Here is a 21,458-nt window from a genome sequence, read left to right on the forward strand (position 1 = left end):
ACCTGCCGGCGGACGGCGGCGGGCGGTTGGCGATCTAGCGTGGGCCGCGTGACGAATGTGCTCCGTCTCGACGGCGTCGACCGCAGCTTCGGCGACCGTCGGGTGCTCCAGAACGTGTCCTTCGACGTGGCGGCCGGCCGGATGACCGGCTTCGTCGGCGGCAACGGCGCCGGCAAGACCACCTCCATGCGGATCATCCTCGGGGTGCTCGCCCCGGACGCCGGCGAGGTGAGCTGGCAGGGCGCGCCGCTGACCCGGGAGGTCCGCCGACGCTTCGGCTACATGCCGGAGGAACGCGGCCTCTACCCGAAGATGAGCGTCCGGGAGCAGGTGACCTACCTGGGCCGGCTGCACGGCATGACGGCCGCCGCGGCGGGACGCAGCGCGGACGCCCTGCTGGAGCGGGTCGGGCTCGCCCAACGCGGCGGCGACCTGCTGGAGACGCTGTCGCTGGGCAACCAGCAGCGCGCGCAGATCGCCGCCGCGCTGGTCCACGACCCCGAGGTGCTGGTGCTCGACGAGCCGTTCTCCGGCCTCGACCCGCTGGCCGTGGACACGGTCGTGGCGGTCCTGCGGGAGCGGGCCGCCACGGGCGTGCCGGTGCTCTTCTCCAGCCACCAGTTGGACGTCGTCGAGCGGCTCTGCGACGACCTGGTGATCATCGCGGGCGGCGTGATCCGCGCCGCCGGCAGCCGGGAGCGGCTGCGCGCGACGTACACGGTGCCCCGGTTCGAGCTGGTGGTGGAGACCGACGCCGGCTGGCTGCGGGACCAGCCCGGGGTGACCCTGGTCGACCTGGACGGCGCCCGCGCCGTGTTCGACCTGGCGCCCGGCGCCGACGAGCAGCCGGTGCTGCACGCGGCGCTGGCCCGCGGCCCGGTCCGCGCGTTCCGTCCGGTCAGCCCGTCCCTCACCGAGATCTTCCGAGAGGTCGCCCAGTGAACACCACGCAGGCCACCCGCCTGGTCGCCGCCCGGGAGATCCGGGTCAAGCTGCGCGACCGCACGTTCCTGTTCAGCACCCTGTTCTTCCTGCTGATCGCCGCCGCGGCGACCATCCTGCCGCCGCTGCTGGCCGGCGGCTCGTCGAGCGTGGCGGTGACCGAGGCGGCGGCCGGCCCGCTGCGCGAGGCGGGGCTTCAGGTGCGCTCGGTGCCCGACGACCGCGCCGCCGAGCAGGCCGTACGCGACGGCGACGTGGACGCCGCGGTCGTCTCCGGGCCGGCGGTGCTGGCCATGGACGAGGCCCCCGACGACGTGGTGGCGGCGCTGAGCACGCAGCCGCCGGTCCGGCTGCTGGACCCGGACGCGGTGGATCCGGTGGTGGCCTTCCTGGTGCCGTTCGCCTTCGCGTTCGTCTTCTTCATCACCTCGCAGACCTTCGGCCTCCAGATCTCGCAGTCGGTGGTGGAGGAGAAGCAGACCCGGATCGTGGAGATCCTGGTCGCCGCCGTGCCGGTCCGGGCCCTGCTGGCCGGCAAGCTGGTGGCCGGCACGGTGCTGGCGCTCGGGCAGATCGGGCTGATCGCCCTGGTCACGGTGGCCGGCGTGCAGTTGGGCGGCAGCGGCGGGCTGCTGTCGCTGCTGGCCCCGGCGATCGGCTGGTTCGTGCCCTTCTTCCTGCTCGGCTTCCTGCTGGTGGCGGCGATGTGGGCGGCGGCCGGGGCGCTGGTCAACCGCCAGGAGGACATCGCCGGCGTGTCGACGCCGGTGCAGTTCGCGGTCATGTTGCCGTTCTTCGCGGTGATCTTCCTGAACGACAACGCGACCGCCATGCGGGTGCTGTCCTACCTGCCGTTCTCCGCGCCGACGGCGATGCCGCTGCGACTGTTCACCGGGGACGCGGCCGGCTGGGAGCCGCTGGTGTCGCTGGCCCTGCTGCTGGTCGCCGCCGCCGCGTTCGTCGCGGCCGGCGCCCGGGTGTACGAGGGTTCGCTGCTGCGCACCAACGGCCGCACCTCGGTGCGCGCCGCGTGGCGGACGCGGGAGACCGTGGGCTGAGCGGCCGTGTCGCGGGGCGCCGCCGACGCGTGCCGCGCCCGACGGGGCCGACGTGGTGGTCTGCCGGTCGCCCCGGTGGCGGAGAGGGCCGGCGGAACGGCCCGGCACGCTCACCGCGTGCCGGGCCGCCGCGCCCGGCCGGTCCCCGCCCCGCAGGGATCGGGCGGGGACGGGCCGACGACGTGCACCGCCACCCGCGCGCCGGCTGACGGAACAGCCAGGGGTGCCAGGCGGTGGCGCGTGGTCGGGGTCAGTCGGCGGCGTTGCGGAAGACCGGGTAGTAGCCGCCGGACTGGCCGGCCGCGGTCGGGTGGTAGGAGACGCCGAGGTTGACGTAGTTGAGGGCGTGCAGCCACTTCTCGCCGTAGCTGCACAGCTGGTGCCCGACGAACGCCGAACGCACGTCGGCGAAGGTGAAGCCGGCCGAGGTGGCCGCGCTGCGGGTGATGTCGTCCACCAGGTTGATGCCCTCGTTGATCTTGGCGCGCGAGGTGGCGCTCAGCCCGACGCAGACGGTGCCGAGCTGGTAGAAGACCGGGTATCCGACGACCACCACCCGGGCGTTCGGCGCCCGCGTCTTGATTCCGTTGTAGACGTTGCGCAGCAGGCCGGGGAGCTGCGCGCGGGCCTTGTCCTCGGCGGCCTGCACCGCGGCGACGCACTCGGTGGTGCCCTTGAGCACGCAGGTGGTCATGATGTTGGCGAAGCCGACGTCGTTGCCGCCGACCGTGACGCTGACCAGGCTCGTGGTGGAGCTGAGCGCGGAGAGCTGGGTGTTGATCACGCTGGTCGTGGTGGCGCCGGAGCAGGCCACCGAGCGGTACGAGGCGGGCTTGACGTTGGCGGCGTACAACGCGGGGTAGGCGTTGGTGCTGCGCTGGCAGGAGCCGCTCTCGCTGGTGTAACTGCCGGCGCCCACGCCCGAGGCGTAGGAGTCGCCGAGGGCGACGTAACGGTCGGTCGGGGCTGCCTGGGCGGGGCCGGCCAGGGCGAAACTGGCGCCGAGAGCCGTAGCCAGGCTCAGGGCGAGGGTCACGAAGCGGGTTCTCCGCACGTCGCACTCCGGGGGTGAGAGGGATCGAGTGCGAGATTGATATCACTAAATATTTCCCGGCGAAAGATCCTTGCGATGATCTTAGGGGTACCGGCAACGGTTTCCGGGTCGGGCACCCACGCGGGCGCGTCCGCCCGCCCCCGGCATCCGGGTCGGGAACGGGCCCCGGCGGGGTTGCGTCCCCGGTGGGGCGCGGGGATCGTGGACGGTTCCGAGCCCGGCGGGACCGGTGGGGATCGTGGACGGCCACGGACCCGGCGGGGTCGCGCACCCGGGCCCGCGATAGCGTCGGCGCGGCCCCGACGGACGGGCGGCTCGGCGCGGGTCACGACCCGGAGGGGGCGGCATGGCGGAGATAGGCGGCGCCACCCGGGTGTACGCGCTGCTCGGCGACCCGATCGCGCAGGTGCGGGCCCCCGGCCTGCTCAACCCGGTGCTGGCCCGGCGCGGCGCCGACGCGGTGCTCGTCCCGGTCCACGTCGCACCGGCCGACCTCACCCGGGTCGTACGCGGACTGCAACGCGTGGCCAACCTGCACGGGATGCTGGTCACCGTGCCGCACAAGGCCACCGCGCTGGCCCTCGCGGACCGGGCCAGCGACCGCGCCCGCCTGGCCGGCAGCGCCAACGCCCTGCGGCGCGAGCCCGACGGGACCTGGACCGCGGACACGTTCGACGGCGACGGGTTCGTGCGAGGGCTGGCGGGCGCCGGTCACCACCCCGGGGGCCGCCGGGTGTGCGTGGTGGGCGCGGGCGGGGCGGGCAGCGCGATCGCCGTCGCCCTGCTCGACGCCGGCGTGGCCGAACTACGACTGGCCGACACCGACCCGGGCCGGTTGGAGACGCTGCGGCGGCGGCTGTGCGCCGCGTACCCGGGCCGGGTCACCGCCGCGGCGCGACCGCGACTGGCCGACGCCGACCTCGCGGTCAACGCGACGCCTCTCGGGCTGCGCCCCGACGACCCGCTGCCGTTCCCGGTCGCCGACCTGCCGGCGGACGCCGTCGTCGCCGACATCATCATGACCCCGGCGGAGACGGCGTTGCTGGCCGAGGCCCGCCGGCGCGACCTGCGGGCGCATCCCGGCGAGCCGATGCTCGCCCACCAGATCGACTCCTACCTCGAATTCTTCGGGCTCTGACGGGAGCCACCGCGGCAGCACGGCGAGGCGCGCGTCCGCACGGCGGTGCGTCCCTCCTGCGATCGCCGAGCGATGACGTCGATGCGCGGGCGGCCAGCCGATCGGCATCGCGCCACCATCTCCGTCGGACGGCCCGCCACTTCGCCCGTGGGGTGACGCACGGACAGCGGAGCGTCGCCGCGACCGCGCCCGTCGCCGCGACGACTGGCAGGATGACCGGTGTGGACCTCGACTCCGGCGCCGGGCTGCTGCACCGGCTGACGTCGTACGTGCCGAACCGCGACTGGGACGTGCCCGTGGACGACCCGCGGATCCGCCGCGACCTCGTCCCGAACGACCCCGCGACGCTGCCCCCGCAGATCAAGGGCTACCCGGACGGCCTGACCGTGCTCGCCCTGCCGCGCGACCTGCCCGCTCCGGGAGTTCCCGCCACCGCCGTGCTCGCGGGCGTCGCGGGCGCGGCGCAGCCCCTCGACGCGGCGCAGCTCGGCCGGGTGCTCTTCCTCGGCGCGGGCGTCGTCCGCACCGCCGAGCGCCACGGGCGGCCGTTCCTCTACCGCGCCGCCGGGTCGGCCGGGGCGCGGTTCCCGCTGGAGGTCTACGCGAGCACCCGCGGCGTCGCGGGCGTCCCGGACGGGGTGCACTGGTACGACCCGGCGCGGCACGCGCTCGTCCGGGTCGCCCCCGCCGCCACCGGAGCGGCGACGACGCTCGTGGTCACGGGCGTGCCGTGGCGGACGGGATGGCGGTACGCCGAGCGCGGCTGGCGGCACCTCTACTGGGACGCCGGGACGCTGCTGTCCCAACTGTCGGCGGCGGCCGCGAGCGCCGGCCTCGCGCCCCGGCTGCGCACGTTGTTCCCGGACGCCGCGGTGCGCGACCTGGTCGGCGCGGACGGGGTGCACGAGTACCCGCTCGCCCTGCTCTCCCTCGGCGACGGCGAGCCGGCGATCGGTCCCACCGGCCCGGCGACCCCGGGCGAGCTGCCGCCGGTCGAGCTGCCACTGTGCACCGCCGCGCAGCGCGCGGGCGAGCGGGACACGCTCGGCGAGCCCTGGCCGGAGGCGCCGGCGCTGGCGGAGTTCCCGCCGTCCGACCCGCTCGACGAGGTGGTGCGCCGGCGCGGTTCGCAGCGCCGCATGGACCGGTCCCGGACGCTGCCGCGTGCCCTGCTGGAGTGGCCCCTGGCCGCCGCACTGCGCGGGGTGCGGGTGCCGCACTGGGTGGCCGTCCACGGCGTCGACGACGTGGCGCCCGGTCTCTACCGGTGGCCCGACCTGTCGGGTCCGCTGCGGGCGGCGGACCTGCGCGGCGAGCTGCTGCGGGTCTGCCTGGACCAGTCCCTCGCCGGCGACGCGGCGTACGTGGTCGTCGCGGCCGCGCCGCTGTCGACGCTCGACGACCGTGGCTACCGCGACGCCCAGCTCGCCGCCGGGCTGGTCGAGGGCCGGCTGCACCTGGCGGCGTACGCCCTGGGCGCCGGGGCCTCCGGGATGACCTTCCTCGACTCCGAGGTCCCGGGCCTGCTCGGCGAGCCGGACGACCTCGCGGCGCTGCTCTTCACCTGCGTGGGCGTCCCGGAGTACGCGTCGCGTGCCGGCGGCCGGCCGGGCAGCCCGGTGGCGGTCCGCCCGGTCATGCCCCGCCTCGGCGGGTCCTGACGGGGCACCGCCGGGTCAGCGGGCCGGGGGGACGCTGTCCCAGCCGGCGGGCAGGCCCGGCACCGGCCAGGCCGGGTCCGGCCGCCAGGACGCCCACGACTCGTCCCACCAGCGCTCCCCCGCGTCGAGCAGGGCCGCGATCCGGTCGCCCTCGGCGCGGATCGCGTCGGCCATCCCCGGATAACGCCCCTCTTCGAGGCGCTGGGCGAGCATCTCCACGTCCTTCCAGACGTAGCGGTCCGCGCCGGCCGGCCACCACAGGTCCAGCTCGTGGTCCAGGGTGTCCACTCCGATCGGGGTACGCCGGAACGGCTCCTGGAGGTTGAAGTACCACCCGGCGAAGGCGCGCTCCGGACCGGTCCAGAAGACGTCCACGGAGTGCGCCTCGCCCGGGCGGTGCAGCATCAGCTTGCCGTGCCCGGTCCACGCCCGGTGCCCGGCGACCTGCCACGGGTGCCGGCCGCACGGAAACCGCCCGGCCTCCGGGAAGCCGAACTCCGCGCCCGGCGGCAGGTAGAGCACCAGCCGGTCGGGCGAGTCCTCGACGCAGACGGTCGGGCAGCCGAACCACACCTCGCCGTGCAGGACCTCGCGCCGGACGACCACGTCGCCGGGGCTGAAGCGGCGCCCCACCCCGACCCGTCCACCGTCCTGCTCCACCCGACCCGGACGATCCACTCCGCCAACCTATCGGCCGCCGGCATCGCCGCCCGGGATTGCGGCACCCCGGGGTGTCCGCACGGCCGGCTCGACCGCCCTCGCCACGTCTGCGCCGGCGGCCGGAACGTCAGCGGGAGGCCGCCGTACGCGCCGCGGGCCGGCGCCCCGCGACGGCGGGTCCGGGGGCGGCGAAGGGGTTCGGCGACGCCTCCGTCCACCGCTGGAGGACGGCGGTGCCGGTCTGTCGCCGCTGACCGTCCACCGTGGTCGTCCCGCTGGCGACCACGTAGAACCGCCCGTCGCCGAGCGCCTCCAGACCGAAGCTGCCCGGCCCCTCCCAGCCGCGGATCCCGGTGGCCTGATGGGTCAGCCCGGCCGGGGCCAGCGGGACGATCCGCCCGGTCGCGCCGTCCGGCTGGCCGGTGAGCACACCGGTCTGCGGCGCGACGGTGCCGTCGATCGCGTAGAGCGTCCAGTTCGGGAACTCCGGCTTGCTGCCCCGGTAGACCGCCATCAGCCACCGGCGGGTGTGCCGGTCGTACTCCAGGTTCTGCACGCCGAAGGTGGTGTTCCCGGTCCGGACGAAGACCTTGGCGTACGGCTGCCCGGGCCCGCTCCGGTGCGGCGCGGTCTGGTTGAGCGGGCGGGCGAGGAGGCTCCACCGCCGCACGTCGTAGGCGAGCAGCACCTGGTGGTCGTTGTCGGTACGCGTGGTGTTCGGGTAGATGCCGTAGGCGACCATCAGCACGTTCCGCCCGCCGGAGCTGCCCAGCGCCGGCCCGAACGAGATCCCGTCGATGCCGCTGGCGCCGTACCGGTGGTCGGCGGTCTGCGCGGTGTCGCCGTCGAAGACGCCGTCGCCGTCCAGGTCCGCCGTGAAGTCCTCGACGACCTCGTTCAGGTGGACGGTGGTCATCACCCCGTCCTTCTCGGCGTCCATCCCGGTCCGGGTGATCCGGGTGACGTCGAAGATGGCGATGTAGAAGGCCCGCTCCGCCTTGTATTCCAGCGAGCCGTAGACGCGGCCGTCCTCCGGGTTGAGGTCCAGGTCGCCGAGATGGCCGGTCAGGCCGGTCACCGTCCCCACGACCCTGCCGTCGAGATCCGTCTTGACCAGGAGGTTCGTGAAGGACCAGTAGACGTGGCCACGGCTCCAGTCGACCGCCACTCCCTGCACGTGGCCGGAGGGCCACGCGCCGCCGTACACCGTCGCCGGCATGTCCGGTGACGCCACTGCCGGACGCGACGTCCCGAAGGCCGGGCCGCGGCCCGGGGTCGCCATCGCGCCCGCCGTCGCGGCGGGCGAAACGACCGCGCCAGCCAGGACGGGAATCGCCAGGGCGACAGCCGCGGCGGTGAGGGTCCTGCGCATGTCTCTCCGTTGCTCAAAGAAGATCGAACAGCGGAGGATCTTAGGTGAACGTACCGAACGGCGGGAGTCCGGGCGATCAACCATAAAACACGCGGGACCGAACAAACGTCCGGAATTCAGGTCCGAACGGACGAACACCCCGACGTCAGCGCGGTGGCCACGCGCGGGGCAGCGGGCCCGGCCCGCGCCGGACCTCGCCAGGTCGCTACCCGGCGAGGTCGGCGGCGGGCACCAGGCGTCAGCCGACGGCCTCCATCACCTCGTCGGAGACGTCGAAGTTCGCGTAGACGTTCTGCACGTCGTCGCAGTCCTCCAGGACGTCGATCAGCTTGAAGACCTTGCGCGCGCCCTCCTCGTCGAGGGGGACGTTGACGCTCGGGATCAGCGACGACTCGGCCGACTCGTACTCGATGCCGGCGTCCTGCAGCGCGGTGCGCACCGCGATCAGGTCGGTCGGCTCGGAGACCACCTCGAACGCCTCACCGAGGTCGTTGACCTCCTCGGCGCCGGCGTCGAGGACCGCCATCATCACGTCGTCCTCGGTAGTCCCGGCCTTGGGGACGATCACCACGCCCTTGCGGGAGAACATGTACGACACCGAGCCGGCGTCGGCGAACGACCCGCCGTTGCGGGTCAGCGCGGTGCGCACCTCGGTCGCCGCGCGGTTGCGGTTGTCGGTCAGGCACTCGATGAGCAGCGCGACGCCGTTCGGGCCGTAGCCCTCATACATGATCGTCTGGTAGTCGGCGCCGCCGGCCTCCAGGCCCGAGCCGCGCTTGACCGCGCGGTCGATGTTGTCGTTGGGGACCGAGTTCTTCTTGGCCTTCTGGATGGCGTCGTAGAGCGTCGGGTTTCCGGCGGGGTCACCGCCGCCGGTCCGGGCCGCGACCTCGACGTTCTTGATCAGCTTGGCGAACATCTTGCCGCGCTTGGCGTCGATGACCGCCTTCTTGTGCTTGGTCGTCGCCCACTTTGAGTGGCCGGACATCTGTTACCTCCGTTGCTACCCGCCGTCTGCTTCGACCGCACCGCGCACGCCCCGCTCCCGCCGGCGCACGCGGTGGTGCCGGTCAGCCCTGGTGGAAGCCGTGACGGGCAGATGGCCCTGCCGAATCTCGGCAATCCTACCGACGTCCGGCCCGCGACTGTCACGCGCGGCGCGTCGCCGCCCCGCCCCGCCCGCCCGGACCAGGGCAGACGGGGCGAAGGCGCCGGCGCGGGTCAGGCCCCGAAGCCGTACGACCCCAGCACGGTGAACCCGGCCGTGGACCGCTGTTCGCACCGGTCCTCCAGGCCGGGCCGGTAGCGCCGGAACGACTCGAGCCCTGGCAGCGGCCCCGGCAGCTCGGGCGCCATGGCGATGTCCACGAAGCTCCGCTCGTCGTCGAGCTGGAGCGTCACGTACCGCAGCCCGGCCGGCCGGGTCCGGGCCACCTCCTCGTGGACGGCCCGGAGCAGGCGCAGGTGCTCCGACAGGTGCTCGGCCCGGACGCGGTAGTTGATCAGGATCGTCTCCATGCTCATCCCATCCGCTCCGGGCTGCCGCCCGCCGTGACCAGGTCGTCGTCGGAGCGCGGCGCGCGCGCCCGGGTGACGATCTCCGTCAGCATCGCCGACAGCGCCTCCGCCCGCTCGGCGGCCGGCGCGATCCGCCCCGGTGCCGTCGGGTCGCCGGGATCCGCCCCGGAGAAGTCGAAGTCGGTGAAGACGGTCAGGGCGGCCGCCGTGGGCACGACCACCGCCCGCACCTCGGCCAGGATCTGCCGCAGGTGCTCGCCGGCCCGGGTGCCGCCCTGCACGCCGTAGCTGAGCACCCCGGCCGGCTTGCCGTTCCACTCCGGGTGGAGGTAGTCGATGGCGTTCTTCAGCGCGGCCGGAACGGAGTGGTTGTACTCCGGCGTCACGAACACGAACGCGTCGCAGGCCGCGACCGCGGCGGACCAGCGACGGGTGTGCGGGTTGCGGTAGTCGCCGAACATCGCCGGCACCGGCTCGTCGAGCAGCGGCAGGGCCTGCTCCGCCAGGTCCAGCACCTCGACGACGGCGGTGCCCGCGCGCACCGCCTCGTGCCCCGCCGCCACCTCCCCGGCCCATCCGGCGACCGCCGCCCCACGCCGGCCGGGACGGGTGCTTCCCACGATCAGGCCGATGCGAACCGGCCCTGCTGTCTGTGCGTTGTCCATGCCGATGAGCCTGCGGCCGGTTCGCCGGCGTGGGGAGGCCGCCGCGAGGGTGGCCCCGGCAGGGCCACCCACCGTCCGCGGGCCGCTGTCAGACTGACCCGGTGATGGACGGAGAGTTGGGCGCGTTCCTGCGCAGCCGCCGGGAGGCCGTGCAGCCGGCGCAGGTCGGCCTCGCCACCGGCGTCCGGCGGCGCACACCCGGGCTGCGCCGGGCCGAACTGGCGACGATCGCGCAGGTCAGCGTCGAGTACCTGACCCGCCTGGAACAGGGCCGCGACACCCGCCCGTCGCCCGAGATCCTCGCCGCGCTCGCCGACGCCCTGCTGCTCGACGACGCCGACCGCGAGCACCTGCGGCAGCTCGCGGCGGCCAACCACAGCCGTGGTCTGTGCCCCGGCGAGCGGCCGGCGGTGTCCCGCGGCGTCCGCCCGACCGTCCGCGCGGTGCTCGACGCGCTGCGGGACTCCCCCGCGTACGTGCTCAACCGGCTCGGCGACGTGCTGGCCTGGAACGATGCCTTCGACCGGCTGGCCCGTCCCCTGGGCCTGCTCGACGGTCACCGCCCCAACCTGGTGTGGTTCGTGCTGACCGACGAGCGCGCCCGCGACCACTTTTCCGACTGGGCGCGGCTGGCCGACCACCAGGTCGCCGAGCTGCACCGGCTGCGCCAGGGCGACCGCGCCACCGACGACTTCGCCGAACGGCTCGCCCGCACGGTCGGCGTGCCGTTCACGCAGCGGTGGCAGCGGCGGCCGGTGGCCGCGCCGGTCACCGGCGTGCGGGGGCTGCGGCACCCGGAGGTGGGGCTGCTGCGGCTGACCTACGAGACGCTGGAGTTCGCCGACAGCGACCACCAACGTCTCATCGTCCACCTGCCCGCCGACGCGGCGACGGCGGCCGGGTTGGACCGGCTACAGGGTCGCCTGCCCGGGCACCTGCGGTCGGTGGCCGGCTGAGCAGACGGGCCCTCCGGTCGGAGAACCCGTCGCCGCCGCTCAGCGGGACGCCCGGACCATCGCCACGAAGTACGCGTGCACCCGCGTGTCGCCCGTCAGCTCGGGGTGGAACGAGGTGGCCAGCAGGTTGCCCTGCCGGACCGCCACGATCCGCCCGGCGGTCGGGCCCTCGGTCACCGTGCCGAGCACCTCGACGCCGGCGCCGACCCGCTCCACCCACGGCGCCCGGATGAACACCGCGTGGAACGGACCGCCCTCGACGCCGGTGATCCCCACCGGCGCCTCGAACGAGTCGACCTGCCGGCCGAACGCGTTGCGCCGCACGGTCATCTCGATGCCGGCGAAGCCGCGCTGGTCGGGCCGGCCGTCGAGGACCTCGGCGGCCAGCATGATCATGCCGGCGCAGGAGCCGTAGACCGGCATCCCGCCGGCGATCCGCTTGTCGATCGGCTCGCGCATCTCGAAGATGTCGGCGAGCTTGCTGATCGTGGTGGACTCGCCGCCGGGAACGACCAGCCCGTCGACCGCGTCCAGCTCCTGCGGACGGCGCACCGGGCGGGCGTCCGCGCCCGCCGCGGCGAGGGCGGCGACGTGCTCGCGCACGTCACCCTGGAGGGCGAGCACGCCGATCACGGGTGCGTCGCTCATCTGCCGCTCCTCTCCTGGTGGCGAAAGGCCCTTCCGCTGCCTCCGGCGTCCGGGACGGGCCCTTCCCCGCACGTCACCAGCCGCGCTCGGCCAGGCGGTGCGGCTGCGGGATGTCGTCGACGTTGATGCCGACCATCGCCTCGCCCAGGCCCCGGGAGACCTTGGCCAGCACGTCCGGGTCGTCGTGGAAGGTGGTGGCCTTGACGATGGCCGCGGCCCGCTGCGCCGGGTTGCCGGACTTGAAGATGCCGGAGCCGACGAAGACGCCCTCGGCGCCGAGCTGCATCATCATCGCGGCGTCGGCCGGGGTGGCGATGCCACCGGCGGTGAACAGCACCACCGGCAGCTTGCCGTTCTCGGCAACCTCCTTGACCAGCTCGTACGGCGCCTGGAGCTCCTTGGCGGCCACGTACAGCTCGTCCTCGGGCAGCGAGCCCAGCCGGCGGATCTCCTGGCGGATCCGGCGCATGTGGGTGGTGGCGTTGGAGACGTCGCCGGTGCCGGCCTCACCCTTGGAGCGGATCATGGCCGCGCCCTCGGTGATCCGGCGCAGGGCCTCGCCGAGGTTGGTCGCCCCGCACACGAAGGGGACGGTGAAGGCCCACTTGTCGATGTGGTTGGCGTAGTCGGCCGGGGTCAGCACCTCGGACTCGTCGACGTAGTCGACGCCGAGCGACTGGAGGATCTGGGCCTCCACGAAGTGACCGATCCGGGCCTTGGCCATCACCGGGATGGAGACGGCGTTGATGATGCCGTCGATCATGTCGGGGTCGCTCATCCGGGACACCCCGCCCTGGGCGCGGATGTCGGCGGGCACCCGCTCGAGCGCCATCACCGCGACGGCGCCGGCGTCCTCGGCGATCTTGGCCTGCTCGGCGTTGACCACGTCCATGATCACGCCGCCCTTGAGCATCTCGGCCATGCCGCGCTTCACGCGGGCGGTGCCGGTGACGGGGCTGGCGGTGGCGTTCTGGGCAGTGGTTTCGGGCACGGGCTATCGCTCCTCAACGTGCTCGGGGGGTGGCTGCGGAAATGCTACGACGGCCCCCAACGCCCGACCGACAGCCAATCAGACCCACGGTGGCCTGCCCTGTGGCAGCCATCACCACCCCGATGCCGCGGGGCGCACCGGCCGCGCGCCACGTCCCGATTGGGCGCTCTGTCCGGTTTCGCGCCCGTCAGCCGGCCGGGACGTCGGCCGGGACGGTGAGGGTGGGGTCGTCGATGTCGAAGTAGCGCGGCCACGGCCGGCGGCGTCCCATCCGCAACAGCCGCACCAGCGGACGCCCACGCGCCGCGCGGGCGTCGCGGACCAGGTCGGTGTGCACCTGGCGGGCCAGGGCGAGCCGCCGGCTGGCGGCGATCACGGCCTCGCAGTCCGGGTCGGCCGGGTCCAGCTCCACGGCACGCAACTGGCGGGTGAGGTCGTTCTCGGCGGCCTCCCGCTCGTCCGGCCCGGCGTCCAGCGCGATCCGCGCCGCCGCGTACAGCTCGACGCCGTAGCGCCGCTCGGCCAGGACCGCGGCGGCCGCCGCCCGGCGCAGCAGGTGGGCGTCCAGCGCCCGGGCGGCCAGCTCCGCCCGGGCGTGCAGCCGGTCGACCCGGCCGGCGGTCCAGACGAGGTACGCCGCGACCAGCCCGACGACCAGGGCCGCGACCACCACCCACCACATGCCCGACATCGTCAGTCCAGCCCCACCCATTCGGTGTCCATGACCCGCCCGTCGGTGGCCTCGATCGCCGCCGCGTACACCTCGAGGACCCGGCGGGCGACCACCGGCCAGTCGAAGGTCGCCACCACCTGGTCGCCGCAGGCGGTCAGCGCGGCCCGGCCGGCGGGGTCGTCGAGCAGGTCGGCCAGGGCGGTACGCAGCGCGGCCGGGTCCCCGGTCGGGAAGAGCCGGCCGGCCCGGCCCCCGTCGAGCACGCGGCGGAACGCGTCGAGGTCGCTGGCCACCACGGTGGTGCCCGCCGCGAGCGCCTCGGTGAGGATCATGCCGAAGGACTCCCCGCCGGTGTTCGGCGCGACGTACAGGTGAACGCTGCGCAGCATCCGCGCCTTGTCCTCCTCGCTGACCAGCCCGAGGAAGGTCACCTGGTCGCGCAGCTCGACCGGGAACCGGCCGTACAGGTCGTCCGGGTCGCCCGGGCCGGCCACCAGCAGCCGCAGGCCGGGACGCTGCCGGGCCAGCTCGACGAAGGCGTCGCGCAGGATGGGGAAGCCCTTGCGGGCCTCGGTGAAGCGGCCCAGGAAGCCGATCGCCCCGCCCCGCCCGGGCAGGCACTCCCCCGGCCAGCCGGGCAGCGGCGCCGCGTGGCTGAACTTCGCGACGGCCACCCCGTTGGGGATCTCCACCGCGCCGCCGTCCATGTGCTCGACCTGCACCTTGCGCGCCAGCGCGCTGACCGCGATCCGGGCGGTGATCCGCTCCAGCACGATCTGGAGCACGCCCTGCGCGGCGGCCAGCGCCCGCGACCGGGTCATCGCCGTGTGGAAGGTGGCCACCACCGGGCCCCGGGCGGAGAGCACCGCCAGCAGCGACAGGCTCAGGGTCAGCGGCTCGTGCACGTGCAGCACGTCGAACTCGCCCCGGATGATCCACCGCCGCACCCGGGCGGTGGAGACCGGGCCGAAGGCGATCCGGGCCACCGAGCCGTTGTACGGCAGCGGCACCGCCCGTCCCGCCGGCACCACGTACGGCGGCAGCGGGGAGTCCTCGTCGGCCGGGGCGAGCACGCTCACCTCGTGCCCGAGGCCGATCAGCGCCTCGGCGAGGTCCATGACGTGGTTCTGCACGCCGCCGGGCACGTCGAAGGAGTACGGGCACACGATGCCGATGCGCACGCCGCAACGCCTCCCTTACGCCTCGTCGGCGGCCGGGGAGGGCACGGTAGCGCCGTCACCCGTGCCGCGTTGGTCCAGCCACATCCGCTGCAGCATGTGCCAGTCTTCCGGATGCCGGGCGATGCCCGCCGCCAGACCGTCGGCGACCCGCTGGGTCAGCGACCGGACCCGCCGGTCGAGCGGGCCCTCCTCGGGGCCGGGCAGCGGCAGCGGGCCCTCGATCGAGGCGCGGGCCGTGTCCGCCTCGTACCACATCGAGGCGACGTAGAGGGGCGCCCCGGTGCGCAGCGCGAGCAGGGCGGGCCCGGGCGGCATCCGGGTCCGGCCGCCGAAGAAGTCGACCTCCACCCCCCGGGCCGAGAGGTCCCGGTCGGCCAGCAGGGGCACCACCGTGCCGGCCCGGACCCGGTCGACCAGCACGTCGAACGCGGGCCGGTCGCCGCCGTGGGTGGGCAGGATCTCCATGCCCAGGCTCCGCCGGAAGGCCAGGAACCGCTGGTAGACCCCCTCGGGCTTGAGCCGCTCGGCAACGGTGGTGATCGGCCAGCCGGTCGCCGCGACCCAGGCGCCGGCGGCGTCCCAGTTGCCGGCGTGCGGCAGCGCCACCACCGCGCCCCGGCCGGCGGCCACGTCGGCCGCGAGCAGCTCCTCGCCGTCGAGCCGGAAGCCGGCCAGGATCTCCGCCCGGCTGAGCGAGGGCAGCCGGAACGCCTCCATCCAGTACCGGGCGTACGAGCGCAGGCCGCGGCGGACCAGCTCGTCGAGTTCGGCCTCCGGCAGGTCGGGGCCGACGACCCGGCGCAGGTTCGCGCGCAGTCGGGCCGTACCCCCGCCGCCGCGGCGGTGGGCGCGGTCGGCGCCCGCGCGGAACGCCGCGGCCACGACGGGCCGGGGCAACGCGCGGATCACGCGCCACCCGGCGACGTAGCCGAGTTCGGTGAGGTTCACCGGCGCCGGCCCTCCGGCCGTGGCCGACTCGCGCGTGTCGCGCTCACCCCTGTCCGCCCGGGGTGTGCACCCGCTGGGCCTGGCGGTACACGTGCGCCATCCGCTGGCCGACGGTGAAGATCGACACGGCGGCGAGCAGCCAGAGCGCGATCTCCAGCGCGGGCCGGACGCCGACGCCGGTGAGCAGCCCGCCGACGCCGACGATGAGCAGCCGCTCGGTGCGCTCGGCGATGCCCACGTTGCAGGTCATGCCGAGCCCCTCCGCGCGGGCCTTGACGTAGGAGACCAGCCCGCCGGCGGCCAGGCAGAGCAGCGCGGCGGCGACACCCGAATGGTCGTGCTCGGTGGCGAGCCAGTACGCCACCGCGCCGAAGACCGCGCTGTCGGCGATCCGGTCCATGCTCGAATCGAGGAACGCGCCGAACCGGGTGGAGCCGCCGCTCATCCGGGCCATCGTCCCGTCGAGCAGGTCGGTGAGCGCGAACACGGTCACGATCAGGGCCCCGGCGACCAGATGACCGCGGGCACCGAAGCCGAGCGCACCGACGAGCACCCCGAGGGTGCCCGCCACGGTGACCGCGTTGGGGGTTACGCCCGCTCGGAGCAGGCCGCGTGCGACCGGCTCGACGACGCGGGTCATCCCCGCGCGGGCCGTCACTTGGAAGATCTTCGCCATGGCGGTCCCACGATAACGGTCCGCCCGCCACCGCCGGTACGGCCGGTCAGGCGACGCGCGCAGGGCGGAGTCTTGTGCCGGCCCCGCAACGGGTGTGTGATCGAGCCGGGAAGGTGAGCCAGCTCACCCGCCCGCCCGTTGATTACCCGCAACCCAGCGAAGCACCGGAGGATATCGCCGCGGAACCCGCTCGGGCCGCTTCCCCGTCGCGCGCGGCGGTCGCCACCAACCACCGGCTGAGGGAGGTGCGCCCCATGGCGCAGAAAAGTCAGGAGAAGGGGGTCGCCGGCGGCGCGCCGGTGGTGACCGAGCCCGGCAGGATCCGCAACGTGGTGCTCGTCGGGCACTCCGGAGCGGGCAAGACGACCCTGGTCGAGGCGCTGCTCGCGGCGACCGGCACGATCGGCCGGGCCGGCACCGTCACCGACGGCACCACCGTCTGCGACCACGACCCGGCGGCCGTACGCCAGCAGCGCTCGGTGAGCCTGGCCTGCGCGCCGCTGCTGCACGACGGGATCAAGGTCAACCTGCTCGACACGCCCGGCTACGCCGACTTCGTGGGCGAGTTGCGGGCGGGGCTGCGGGCGGCCGACGCGGCGCTGTTCGTGGTCTCCGCCGTCGACGGCATGGACGCCGCCACCGCCGCCCTGTGGGAGGAGTGCGCGGCGGTCGACATGCCCCGGGCCGTCGCCGTCTCCCGGTTGGACCACCCGCGCGCCGACTTCGACGAGGCGGTGGCGCTCTGCCAGCGGGTCTTCGGCGACAACGTGCTCCCCCTCTACCTGCCGATGCTCGGCGACGACGGGGTCTCCACCGTCGGCCTGCTCGGCCTGATCACCCGCCGGGTCTTCGACTACACCGCCGGCCTGCCCGCCGACGTGCGCGAGCCGGACCCGGAGCACCTGCCCGCCATCGTCGAGTCCCGCAACGAGCTGATCGAGGGCATCATCGCCGAGAGCGAGGACGAGTCCCTGATGGACCGCTACCTCGCCGGCGAGGAGATCGGCACCGACGTGCTCGTCGACGACCTGGAGAAGGCGGTCGCCCGCGGCCACTTCTACCCGGTGGTGCCGGTCTGCGCCGAGACCGGCGTCGGGCTGGACGCGCTGCTGGAGGTGCTCACCGCCGGCTTCCCGTCGCCGCTGGAGCACGAGCTGCCGGCGGTCGCCGGGGTGGACGGCTCCCCCCGCCCGCCGCTGGACTGCGACCCGGACGGCCCGCTGGTCGCCGAGGTGGTCAAGACGACCGTCGACCGGCACGTCGGGCGCGTCTCGCTGGTCCGGGTCTTCTCCGGCACCCTGCGCCCCGAGCAGACCGTGCACGTCTCCGGGCACGGCATGGCCGAGCGCGGCCACCCCGACCACGACGCCGACGAGCGGGTGGGGCACATCTACTCCCCGCTGGGCGCGAGCCTGCGCGAGGTGGGCGCCTGCGTGGCCGGCGACATCTGCGCGCTCACCAAGTCGGGCAGCGCGGAGACCGGCGACACCATCTCGGCCAAGGACGACCCGCTGCTGGTCGCCCCCTGGGAGATGCCCGAGCCGCTGCTGCCGGTCGCCGTGGTGGCCCGCAGTCGCGCCGACGAGGACGCCCTCGCCCGCAACCTGGCGCGCCTCGTCGCGGGCGACCCGACCATGCGGCTGGAACGCAACCCGGAGACCCACCAGCTGGTGCTCTGGTGCATGGGCGAGGCGCACGCCGACGTGGTGTTGGAGCGGTTGCGCGCGGGCGGGGTGGAACTGGACACCGAGCCGGTCCGGGTCGCGCTGCGCGAGACGCTGACCGTCGCGGCCAAGGGGCACGGCCGGCACGTGAAGCAGTCCGGCGGCCACGGCCAGTACGCGGTCTGCGACATCGAGGTCGAGCCCCTGCCGCCCGGCGGCGGCTTCGAGTTCGTCGACCGGGTGGTCGGCGGGGCGGTGCCGCACAACTACATCCCCTCGGTGGAGAAGGGCGTCCGCGCCCAGATGGAGCGCGGCCTGGTCGCCGGTCACCCGGTGGTGGACCTGCGGGTGACGCTCTTCGACGGCAAGGCGCACAGCGTCGACTCCTCCGACGCGGCCTTCCAGACCGCCGGCGCGCTGGCGCTGCGCGACGCCGCGGAGAAGGGCCAGCCGGCGCTGCTGGAGCCCGTGGACGAGGTGGTGATTCGGGTGCCCGACTCGGCCGTCGGCGCGGTGATGGGCGACCTGTCCGGGCGGCGCGGCCGGGTGCTCGGCACCGAGCCGGACACCGACGCCGAGGGGCGCACCCTGGTCCGCGCCGAGGTGCCCGCCACGGAACTGCTCCGCTACGCGGTCGAGCTGCGCTCCATGACGTCGGGCACGGGCACGTTCCGCCGCCGCTTCGTCCGCTACGACCCGATGCCCGCCCACCTGGCCGAGCAGATCCGCAAGGAACACACTCCCCACCCCTGACCCACGCCCCCACGCGAGGCCGCGCCCGTTCCCGGCGGTGCGGTCGCGGACCGGGTCGGGGTCGCGCCCCCGCCCGGCGGTCCGGCCCCTCGACCGTAGGAGCTGGCGGACGCCGGGCGGCGGGGTCACGGGTGGATGGCCGGGAGTGTGGGGCTGGGCCAGTAGGGGCGGTCGGCCGACCGCAGCGCCGCCGCGCGGAGGGCGGCGAGCTGGCGTTCCACCTCGGCGAACTGGTCCGGCGGCAGCGGACCCCAGCGCAGGGCGGCGGCGTTCTCCTCGACCTGGGCGACGGTGCGGCAGCCGGGGATCGGGACGGTACGGCCGCTGCGCGTCCAGATCCAGCCCAACGCGCCCTGGGCCAGGGTGCGCCCGTCCGCGGTCAGCGCCGCGCGCACGGCGGCGACCCGGCGCAGCCACTCCGGTGCCGGCCGCCCGCCGCGGAACCACTCCAGCCAGCCCGGCGCGGCCCCGCGCAGGTCGTCGCGGGGCAACGTGGAGGAGGCCGTGTACTTGCCGGTGAGCAGGCCCATCCCGAGCGGTCCCCGGACGACGCTGGCCAGGTCGTACTTGTCGCAGACGGCGAGCATCTCGGGGGCGTCCCGGAGCACCGACAGGGCGTGCTGCGCGGCGGTGGCGTGCGGGGCGCCCTGACCGAACGCGGCGGCCCGGTCGGGGCGGTCGGTGCTCCAGCCGTACGCCCGGACCAGGCCGTCGCCGACCAGCTCTTCGAGCGTGCCGACCAGCGCCTCGGCCCGGGGCACCGGCAGGTCGGCCAGGTGCAGCTGGTAGAGGTCGATCCGGTCGGTGCCCAGCCGGCGCAGCGAGTCCCGCACCGCCCGCCGCAGGTGCGCCGGGGAGGCGTCCTCGCCGGTGGCCTGTCGGGTCGCCTCGTCGAAGGTGTAGCCCCACTTGGTGGCGATCACCGCCTCGTCCCGCCGGCCGGCGAGCGCCCGGCCCAGGATCCGCTCGGAGTGCCCCGCCCCGTACGTGTCGGCGGTGTCGAAGAGGGTGACGCCGAGATCCAGCGCGCGCCGGACCGCCCGGACCGACTCCTCGTCGTCGACGGCGCCCCAGCCCAGCGGCTGGGTGCCCGCGGACCACGGGCCGCCGATCGCCCAACATCCCATGCCGAGGGCGCTGACCTCGACGCCGCTGCGGCCCAACGTCCGCGTGCTGACTGCCATCGACGCATCGTGCCACCTCCGGCACGCGCGGGGGGCCGAAGCCCGCGCCGTCGGCGGGCGGCGGGCCGCCGGCCGGTGCCCGGCGACACGGCCCGCGCCGGGCAGCCCACGCCGCACGGATCGCGCCGAGGGCCCGGAGGGCCCGGAGGGCCCGGAGCGCAGGGGCCCGGCGGCCAGGCGGACACCGGCCGAGCGGGGCCGGACGGTCAGGCGGGCCAGGCGCGGGCGAGCAGCTCCCGGGTGTCGCCGAGCAGCTGCGGCAGCACCTTGGTGCGGCCGATGACGGGCATGAAGTTGGCGTCCCCGCCCCAGCGGGGCACGACGTGCTGGTGCAGGTGGGCGGCGATGCCCGCCCCGGCCACCCCGCCCTGGTTCATGCCGAGGTTGAACCCGTGGGCGTTGCTGACCTTGCGGATCACCCGCATGGCGGTCTGGGTGAACGACGCCAGCTCGGCGGTCTCCGGCCCGTCGAGGTCGGTGTAGTCGGCGACGTGCCGGTAGGGGCAGACCAGCAGGTGGCCCGGGTTGTAGGGGTAGAGGTTGAGCACGACGAAGACGTGCGCGCCGCGCGCGACGACCAGGCTCTCCGCCGCCGGCAGTCCCGGGGCCAGGCAGAACGGGCAGCCGCTCTCGTGGCCGTCCTTCGGGCGGTCCCCGCCCGAGATGTAGGTCATCCGGTGCGGCGTCCAGAGCCGCTCCAGGCCGTCGGCCATGCCGCTGTCCGTGTGCCGTTCCGCCCCTGTCACACGCCGATCCTACGGACCCGCCCGACGACCGGCGAGGCCCGCCGCCGGGAACCCGTGGCCGGAAGTTGTTGACGAAACGAACGCCAACACTGAAACTTCCATCCATCGAACTACTTCCATACACCGATGGAGGCTCTCGTGATCCGACGGCTCGGCAGGATTCTCGCGGCGCTCGTGCTGACCGCCGCCACGACCGTGGTCGGCGTCACCCTCACCGCCGGCGCGGCCCACGCCGACGGCTGCTACACCTGGGGACGCACCCTGTCCCAGGGGATGTCCGGCGAGGACGTCCGGCAACTCCAGATCCGGGTCTCCGGCTACCCCGACTACGGCACGGTGCTCGGCCTCGACGGGGTGTTCGGCCCCGCCACCCGGTCCGCCGTCATCCGCTTCCAGCAGGCGTACGGGCTGGGCGCCGACGGCGTCGCCGGCCCGCTGACCTTCAACAAGATCTACGCGCTCCAGGACGACGACTGCACCCCGGTCAACTTCAGCTACGCCGAGTGGAACAGGTGCAACAGCGACTGGTCCGGCGGCGCGGTGTCGGCCACCACCGCCCGCTTCAACGCGCGGGTGTCGATGTGGAAGCTCCAGGCCATGCGGCACGCCATGGGCGACCAGTTGCTCCAGATCAGCAGCGGATTCCGCAGCTACGCCTGCAACAACGCGGTCGGCGGGGCCGCCAACAGCCGGCACCTCTACGGCGACGGGGTCGACCTCGTCGGGTCGCACTCACTGTGCCGGCTCGCCCAGCAGGCCCGGTACCACGGCTTCAGCAACATCCTCGGCCCCGGCTACCCGGGGCACAACGACCACACCCACCTGGGCAACACGCCGAGCCGGTCCTGGTCCGCCCCGACCTGCGGGATCTGACCACACCGGCCGACCGGGCCCGGGGGGGGGGGGGGGGGGGGGGGGGGGGGGGGGGGGGGGGGGGGGGGGGGGGGGGGGGGGGGGGGGGGGGGGGGGG

Annotated in this window: 21 protein-coding genes; 7 read left to right on the forward strand and 14 right to left on the reverse strand. The window is 74.7% G+C overall.

The window, feature by feature from the left end:
• Positions 1-48 precede the first annotated feature (48 nt).
• Both ACSNOB_RS18755 and ACSNOB_RS18760 read left to right on the forward strand, forming a co-directional pair.
• On the forward strand, positions 49-942 hold the full coding sequence (locus ACSNOB_RS18755; RefSeq protein ID WP_436687827.1) for an ABC transporter ATP-binding protein: 894 nt from the start codon (positions 49-51) through the stop codon (positions 940-942).
• Positions 939-2,000: an ABC transporter permease gene (locus ACSNOB_RS18760; RefSeq protein WP_436687828.1), complete on the forward strand. Its 1,062-nt coding sequence runs from the start codon at positions 939-941 to the stop codon at positions 1,998-2,000. The genes ACSNOB_RS18755 and ACSNOB_RS18760 overlap by 4 nt, the downstream gene beginning before the upstream one ends.
• 250 nt (positions 2,001-2,250) lie before the next feature.
• Here the strand turns inward: ACSNOB_RS18760 and ACSNOB_RS18765 are convergent, their stop codons facing one another.
• A complete protein-coding gene (locus tag ACSNOB_RS18765) occupies positions 2,251-3,054 on the reverse strand; it encodes an SGNH/GDSL hydrolase family protein (protein ID WP_393109726.1) in 804 nt (267 codons plus the stop codon).
• A gap of 346 nt (positions 3,055-3,400) precedes the next feature.
• Between ACSNOB_RS18765 and ACSNOB_RS18770 the strand changes: the two genes are divergently transcribed.
• On the forward strand, positions 3,401-4,192 hold the full coding sequence (locus ACSNOB_RS18770) for a shikimate dehydrogenase family protein (RefSeq protein WP_436687829.1): 792 nt from the start codon (positions 3,401-3,403) through the stop codon (positions 4,190-4,192).
• A 212-nt stretch (positions 4,193-4,404) separates the two neighbouring features.
• On the forward strand, positions 4,405-5,853 hold the full coding sequence (locus ACSNOB_RS18775) for a nitroreductase family protein (RefSeq protein WP_436687830.1): 1,449 nt from the start codon (positions 4,405-4,407) through the stop codon (positions 5,851-5,853).
• A gap of 15 nt (positions 5,854-5,868) precedes the next feature.
• On the opposite strand, the gene ACSNOB_RS18780 is transcribed toward ACSNOB_RS18775, so the two are convergent.
• From ACSNOB_RS18780 to ACSNOB_RS18800, 5 genes are all read right to left on the reverse strand, one after another.
• Positions 5,869-6,531: a DUF402 domain-containing protein gene (locus ACSNOB_RS18780; RefSeq protein WP_436687831.1), complete on the reverse strand. Its 663-nt coding sequence runs from the start codon at positions 6,529-6,531 to the stop codon at positions 5,869-5,871.
• 109 nt (positions 6,532-6,640) lie between these two features.
• Positions 6,641-7,732 (reverse strand): hypothetical protein, encoded by a 1,092-nt coding sequence (locus tag ACSNOB_RS18785; protein WP_436687832.1) that lies wholly within the window; start codon positions 7,730-7,732, stop codon positions 6,641-6,643.
• A 391-nt stretch (positions 7,733-8,123) separates the two neighbouring features.
• Positions 8,124-8,873, reverse strand: coding sequence for a YebC/PmpR family DNA-binding transcriptional regulator (locus ACSNOB_RS18790; protein ID WP_393109715.1), 750 nt, complete (start codon positions 8,871-8,873; stop codon positions 8,124-8,126).
• A gap of 233 nt (positions 8,874-9,106) precedes the next feature.
• Positions 9,107-9,409: a hypothetical protein gene (locus ACSNOB_RS18795; protein WP_436687833.1), complete on the reverse strand. Its 303-nt coding sequence runs from the start codon at positions 9,407-9,409 to the stop codon at positions 9,107-9,109.
• Positions 9,406-10,068: an NADPH-dependent FMN reductase gene (locus tag ACSNOB_RS18800; protein ID WP_436687834.1), complete on the reverse strand. Its 663-nt coding sequence runs from the start codon at positions 10,066-10,068 to the stop codon at positions 9,406-9,408. The genes ACSNOB_RS18795 and ACSNOB_RS18800 overlap by 4 nt, the downstream gene beginning before the upstream one ends.
• A gap of 104 nt (positions 10,069-10,172) precedes the next feature.
• Between ACSNOB_RS18800 and ACSNOB_RS18805 the strand changes: the two genes are divergently transcribed.
• Entirely contained in the window at positions 10,173-11,024 is an 852-nt protein-coding gene (locus ACSNOB_RS18805; protein WP_436687835.1) for an MmyB family transcriptional regulator, read from the forward strand.
• Between the two features lie 39 nt (positions 11,025-11,063).
• Here ACSNOB_RS18805 and pdxT read toward each other — a convergent pair whose 3' ends face one another.
• The 6 genes from pdxT to pgsA all read right to left on the reverse strand — a co-directional run bounded on the left by pdxT (position 11,064) and on the right by pgsA (position 16,141).
• The gene (pdxT, locus tag ACSNOB_RS18810) at positions 11,064-11,672 is read right to left on the reverse strand and encodes a pyridoxal 5'-phosphate synthase glutaminase subunit PdxT (protein WP_436687836.1); all 609 of its coding nucleotides are present in this window, start codon (positions 11,670-11,672) and stop codon (positions 11,064-11,066) included.
• A gap of 73 nt (positions 11,673-11,745) precedes the next feature.
• On the reverse strand, positions 11,746-12,663 hold the full coding sequence (gene pdxS / locus ACSNOB_RS18815) for a pyridoxal 5'-phosphate synthase lyase subunit PdxS (protein ID WP_436687837.1): 918 nt from the start codon (positions 12,661-12,663) through the stop codon (positions 11,746-11,748).
• Between the two features lie 187 nt (positions 12,664-12,850).
• Complete coding sequence (locus tag ACSNOB_RS18820) at positions 12,851-13,354, reverse strand: hypothetical protein (protein ID WP_393109973.1); 504 nt, start codon at positions 13,352-13,354, stop codon at positions 12,851-12,853.
• 2 nt (positions 13,355-13,356) lie between these two features.
• On the reverse strand, positions 13,357-14,517 hold the full coding sequence (locus tag ACSNOB_RS18825) for a glycosyltransferase family 4 protein (RefSeq protein WP_393109709.1): 1,161 nt from the start codon (positions 14,515-14,517) through the stop codon (positions 13,357-13,359).
• A 15-nt stretch (positions 14,518-14,532) separates the two neighbouring features.
• Positions 14,533-15,465, reverse strand: coding sequence for a phosphatidylinositol mannoside acyltransferase (locus ACSNOB_RS18830; RefSeq protein ID WP_436687838.1), 933 nt, complete (start codon positions 15,463-15,465; stop codon positions 14,533-14,535).
• A 43-nt stretch (positions 15,466-15,508) separates the two neighbouring features.
• Complete coding sequence (gene pgsA / locus ACSNOB_RS18835) at positions 15,509-16,141, reverse strand: phosphatidylinositol phosphate synthase (RefSeq protein ID WP_436687839.1); 633 nt, start codon at positions 16,139-16,141, stop codon at positions 15,509-15,511.
• A 254-nt stretch (positions 16,142-16,395) separates the two neighbouring features.
• Between pgsA and ACSNOB_RS18840 the strand changes: the two genes are divergently transcribed.
• Complete coding sequence (locus ACSNOB_RS18840) at positions 16,396-18,558, forward strand: elongation factor G-like protein EF-G2 (RefSeq protein WP_393109703.1); 2,163 nt, start codon at positions 16,396-16,398, stop codon at positions 18,556-18,558.
• A 125-nt stretch (positions 18,559-18,683) separates the two neighbouring features.
• On the opposite strand, the gene ACSNOB_RS18845 is transcribed toward ACSNOB_RS18840, so the two are convergent.
• Together ACSNOB_RS18845 and ACSNOB_RS18850 are read right to left on the reverse strand one after the other, a co-directional pair.
• Positions 18,684-19,742 carry an aldo/keto reductase gene (locus ACSNOB_RS18845; RefSeq protein WP_436687840.1) on the reverse strand — a complete coding sequence of 353 codons (1,059 nt, stop codon included), beginning with the start codon at positions 19,740-19,742 and terminating at the stop codon, positions 18,684-18,686.
• A gap of 206 nt (positions 19,743-19,948) precedes the next feature.
• Positions 19,949-20,455 (reverse strand): HIT family protein, encoded by a 507-nt coding sequence (locus tag ACSNOB_RS18850; protein ID WP_436687843.1) that lies wholly within the window; start codon positions 20,453-20,455, stop codon positions 19,949-19,951.
• Between the two features lie 159 nt (positions 20,456-20,614).
• Here ACSNOB_RS18850 and ACSNOB_RS18855 point away from each other — a divergent pair, with 159 nt between their 5' ends.
• Positions 20,615-21,361 carry a D-Ala-D-Ala carboxypeptidase family metallohydrolase gene (locus ACSNOB_RS18855; RefSeq protein ID WP_436687841.1) on the forward strand — a complete coding sequence of 249 codons (747 nt, stop codon included), beginning with the start codon at positions 20,615-20,617 and terminating at the stop codon, positions 21,359-21,361.
• The last annotated feature ends 97 nt before the right edge of the window (positions 21,362-21,458 follow it).

The organism is Micromonospora sp. URMC 106 (genome assembly GCF_051386395.1).
In the GTDB taxonomy this organism is placed as follows: Bacteria; Actinomycetota; Actinomycetes; order Mycobacteriales; family Micromonosporaceae; genus Micromonospora.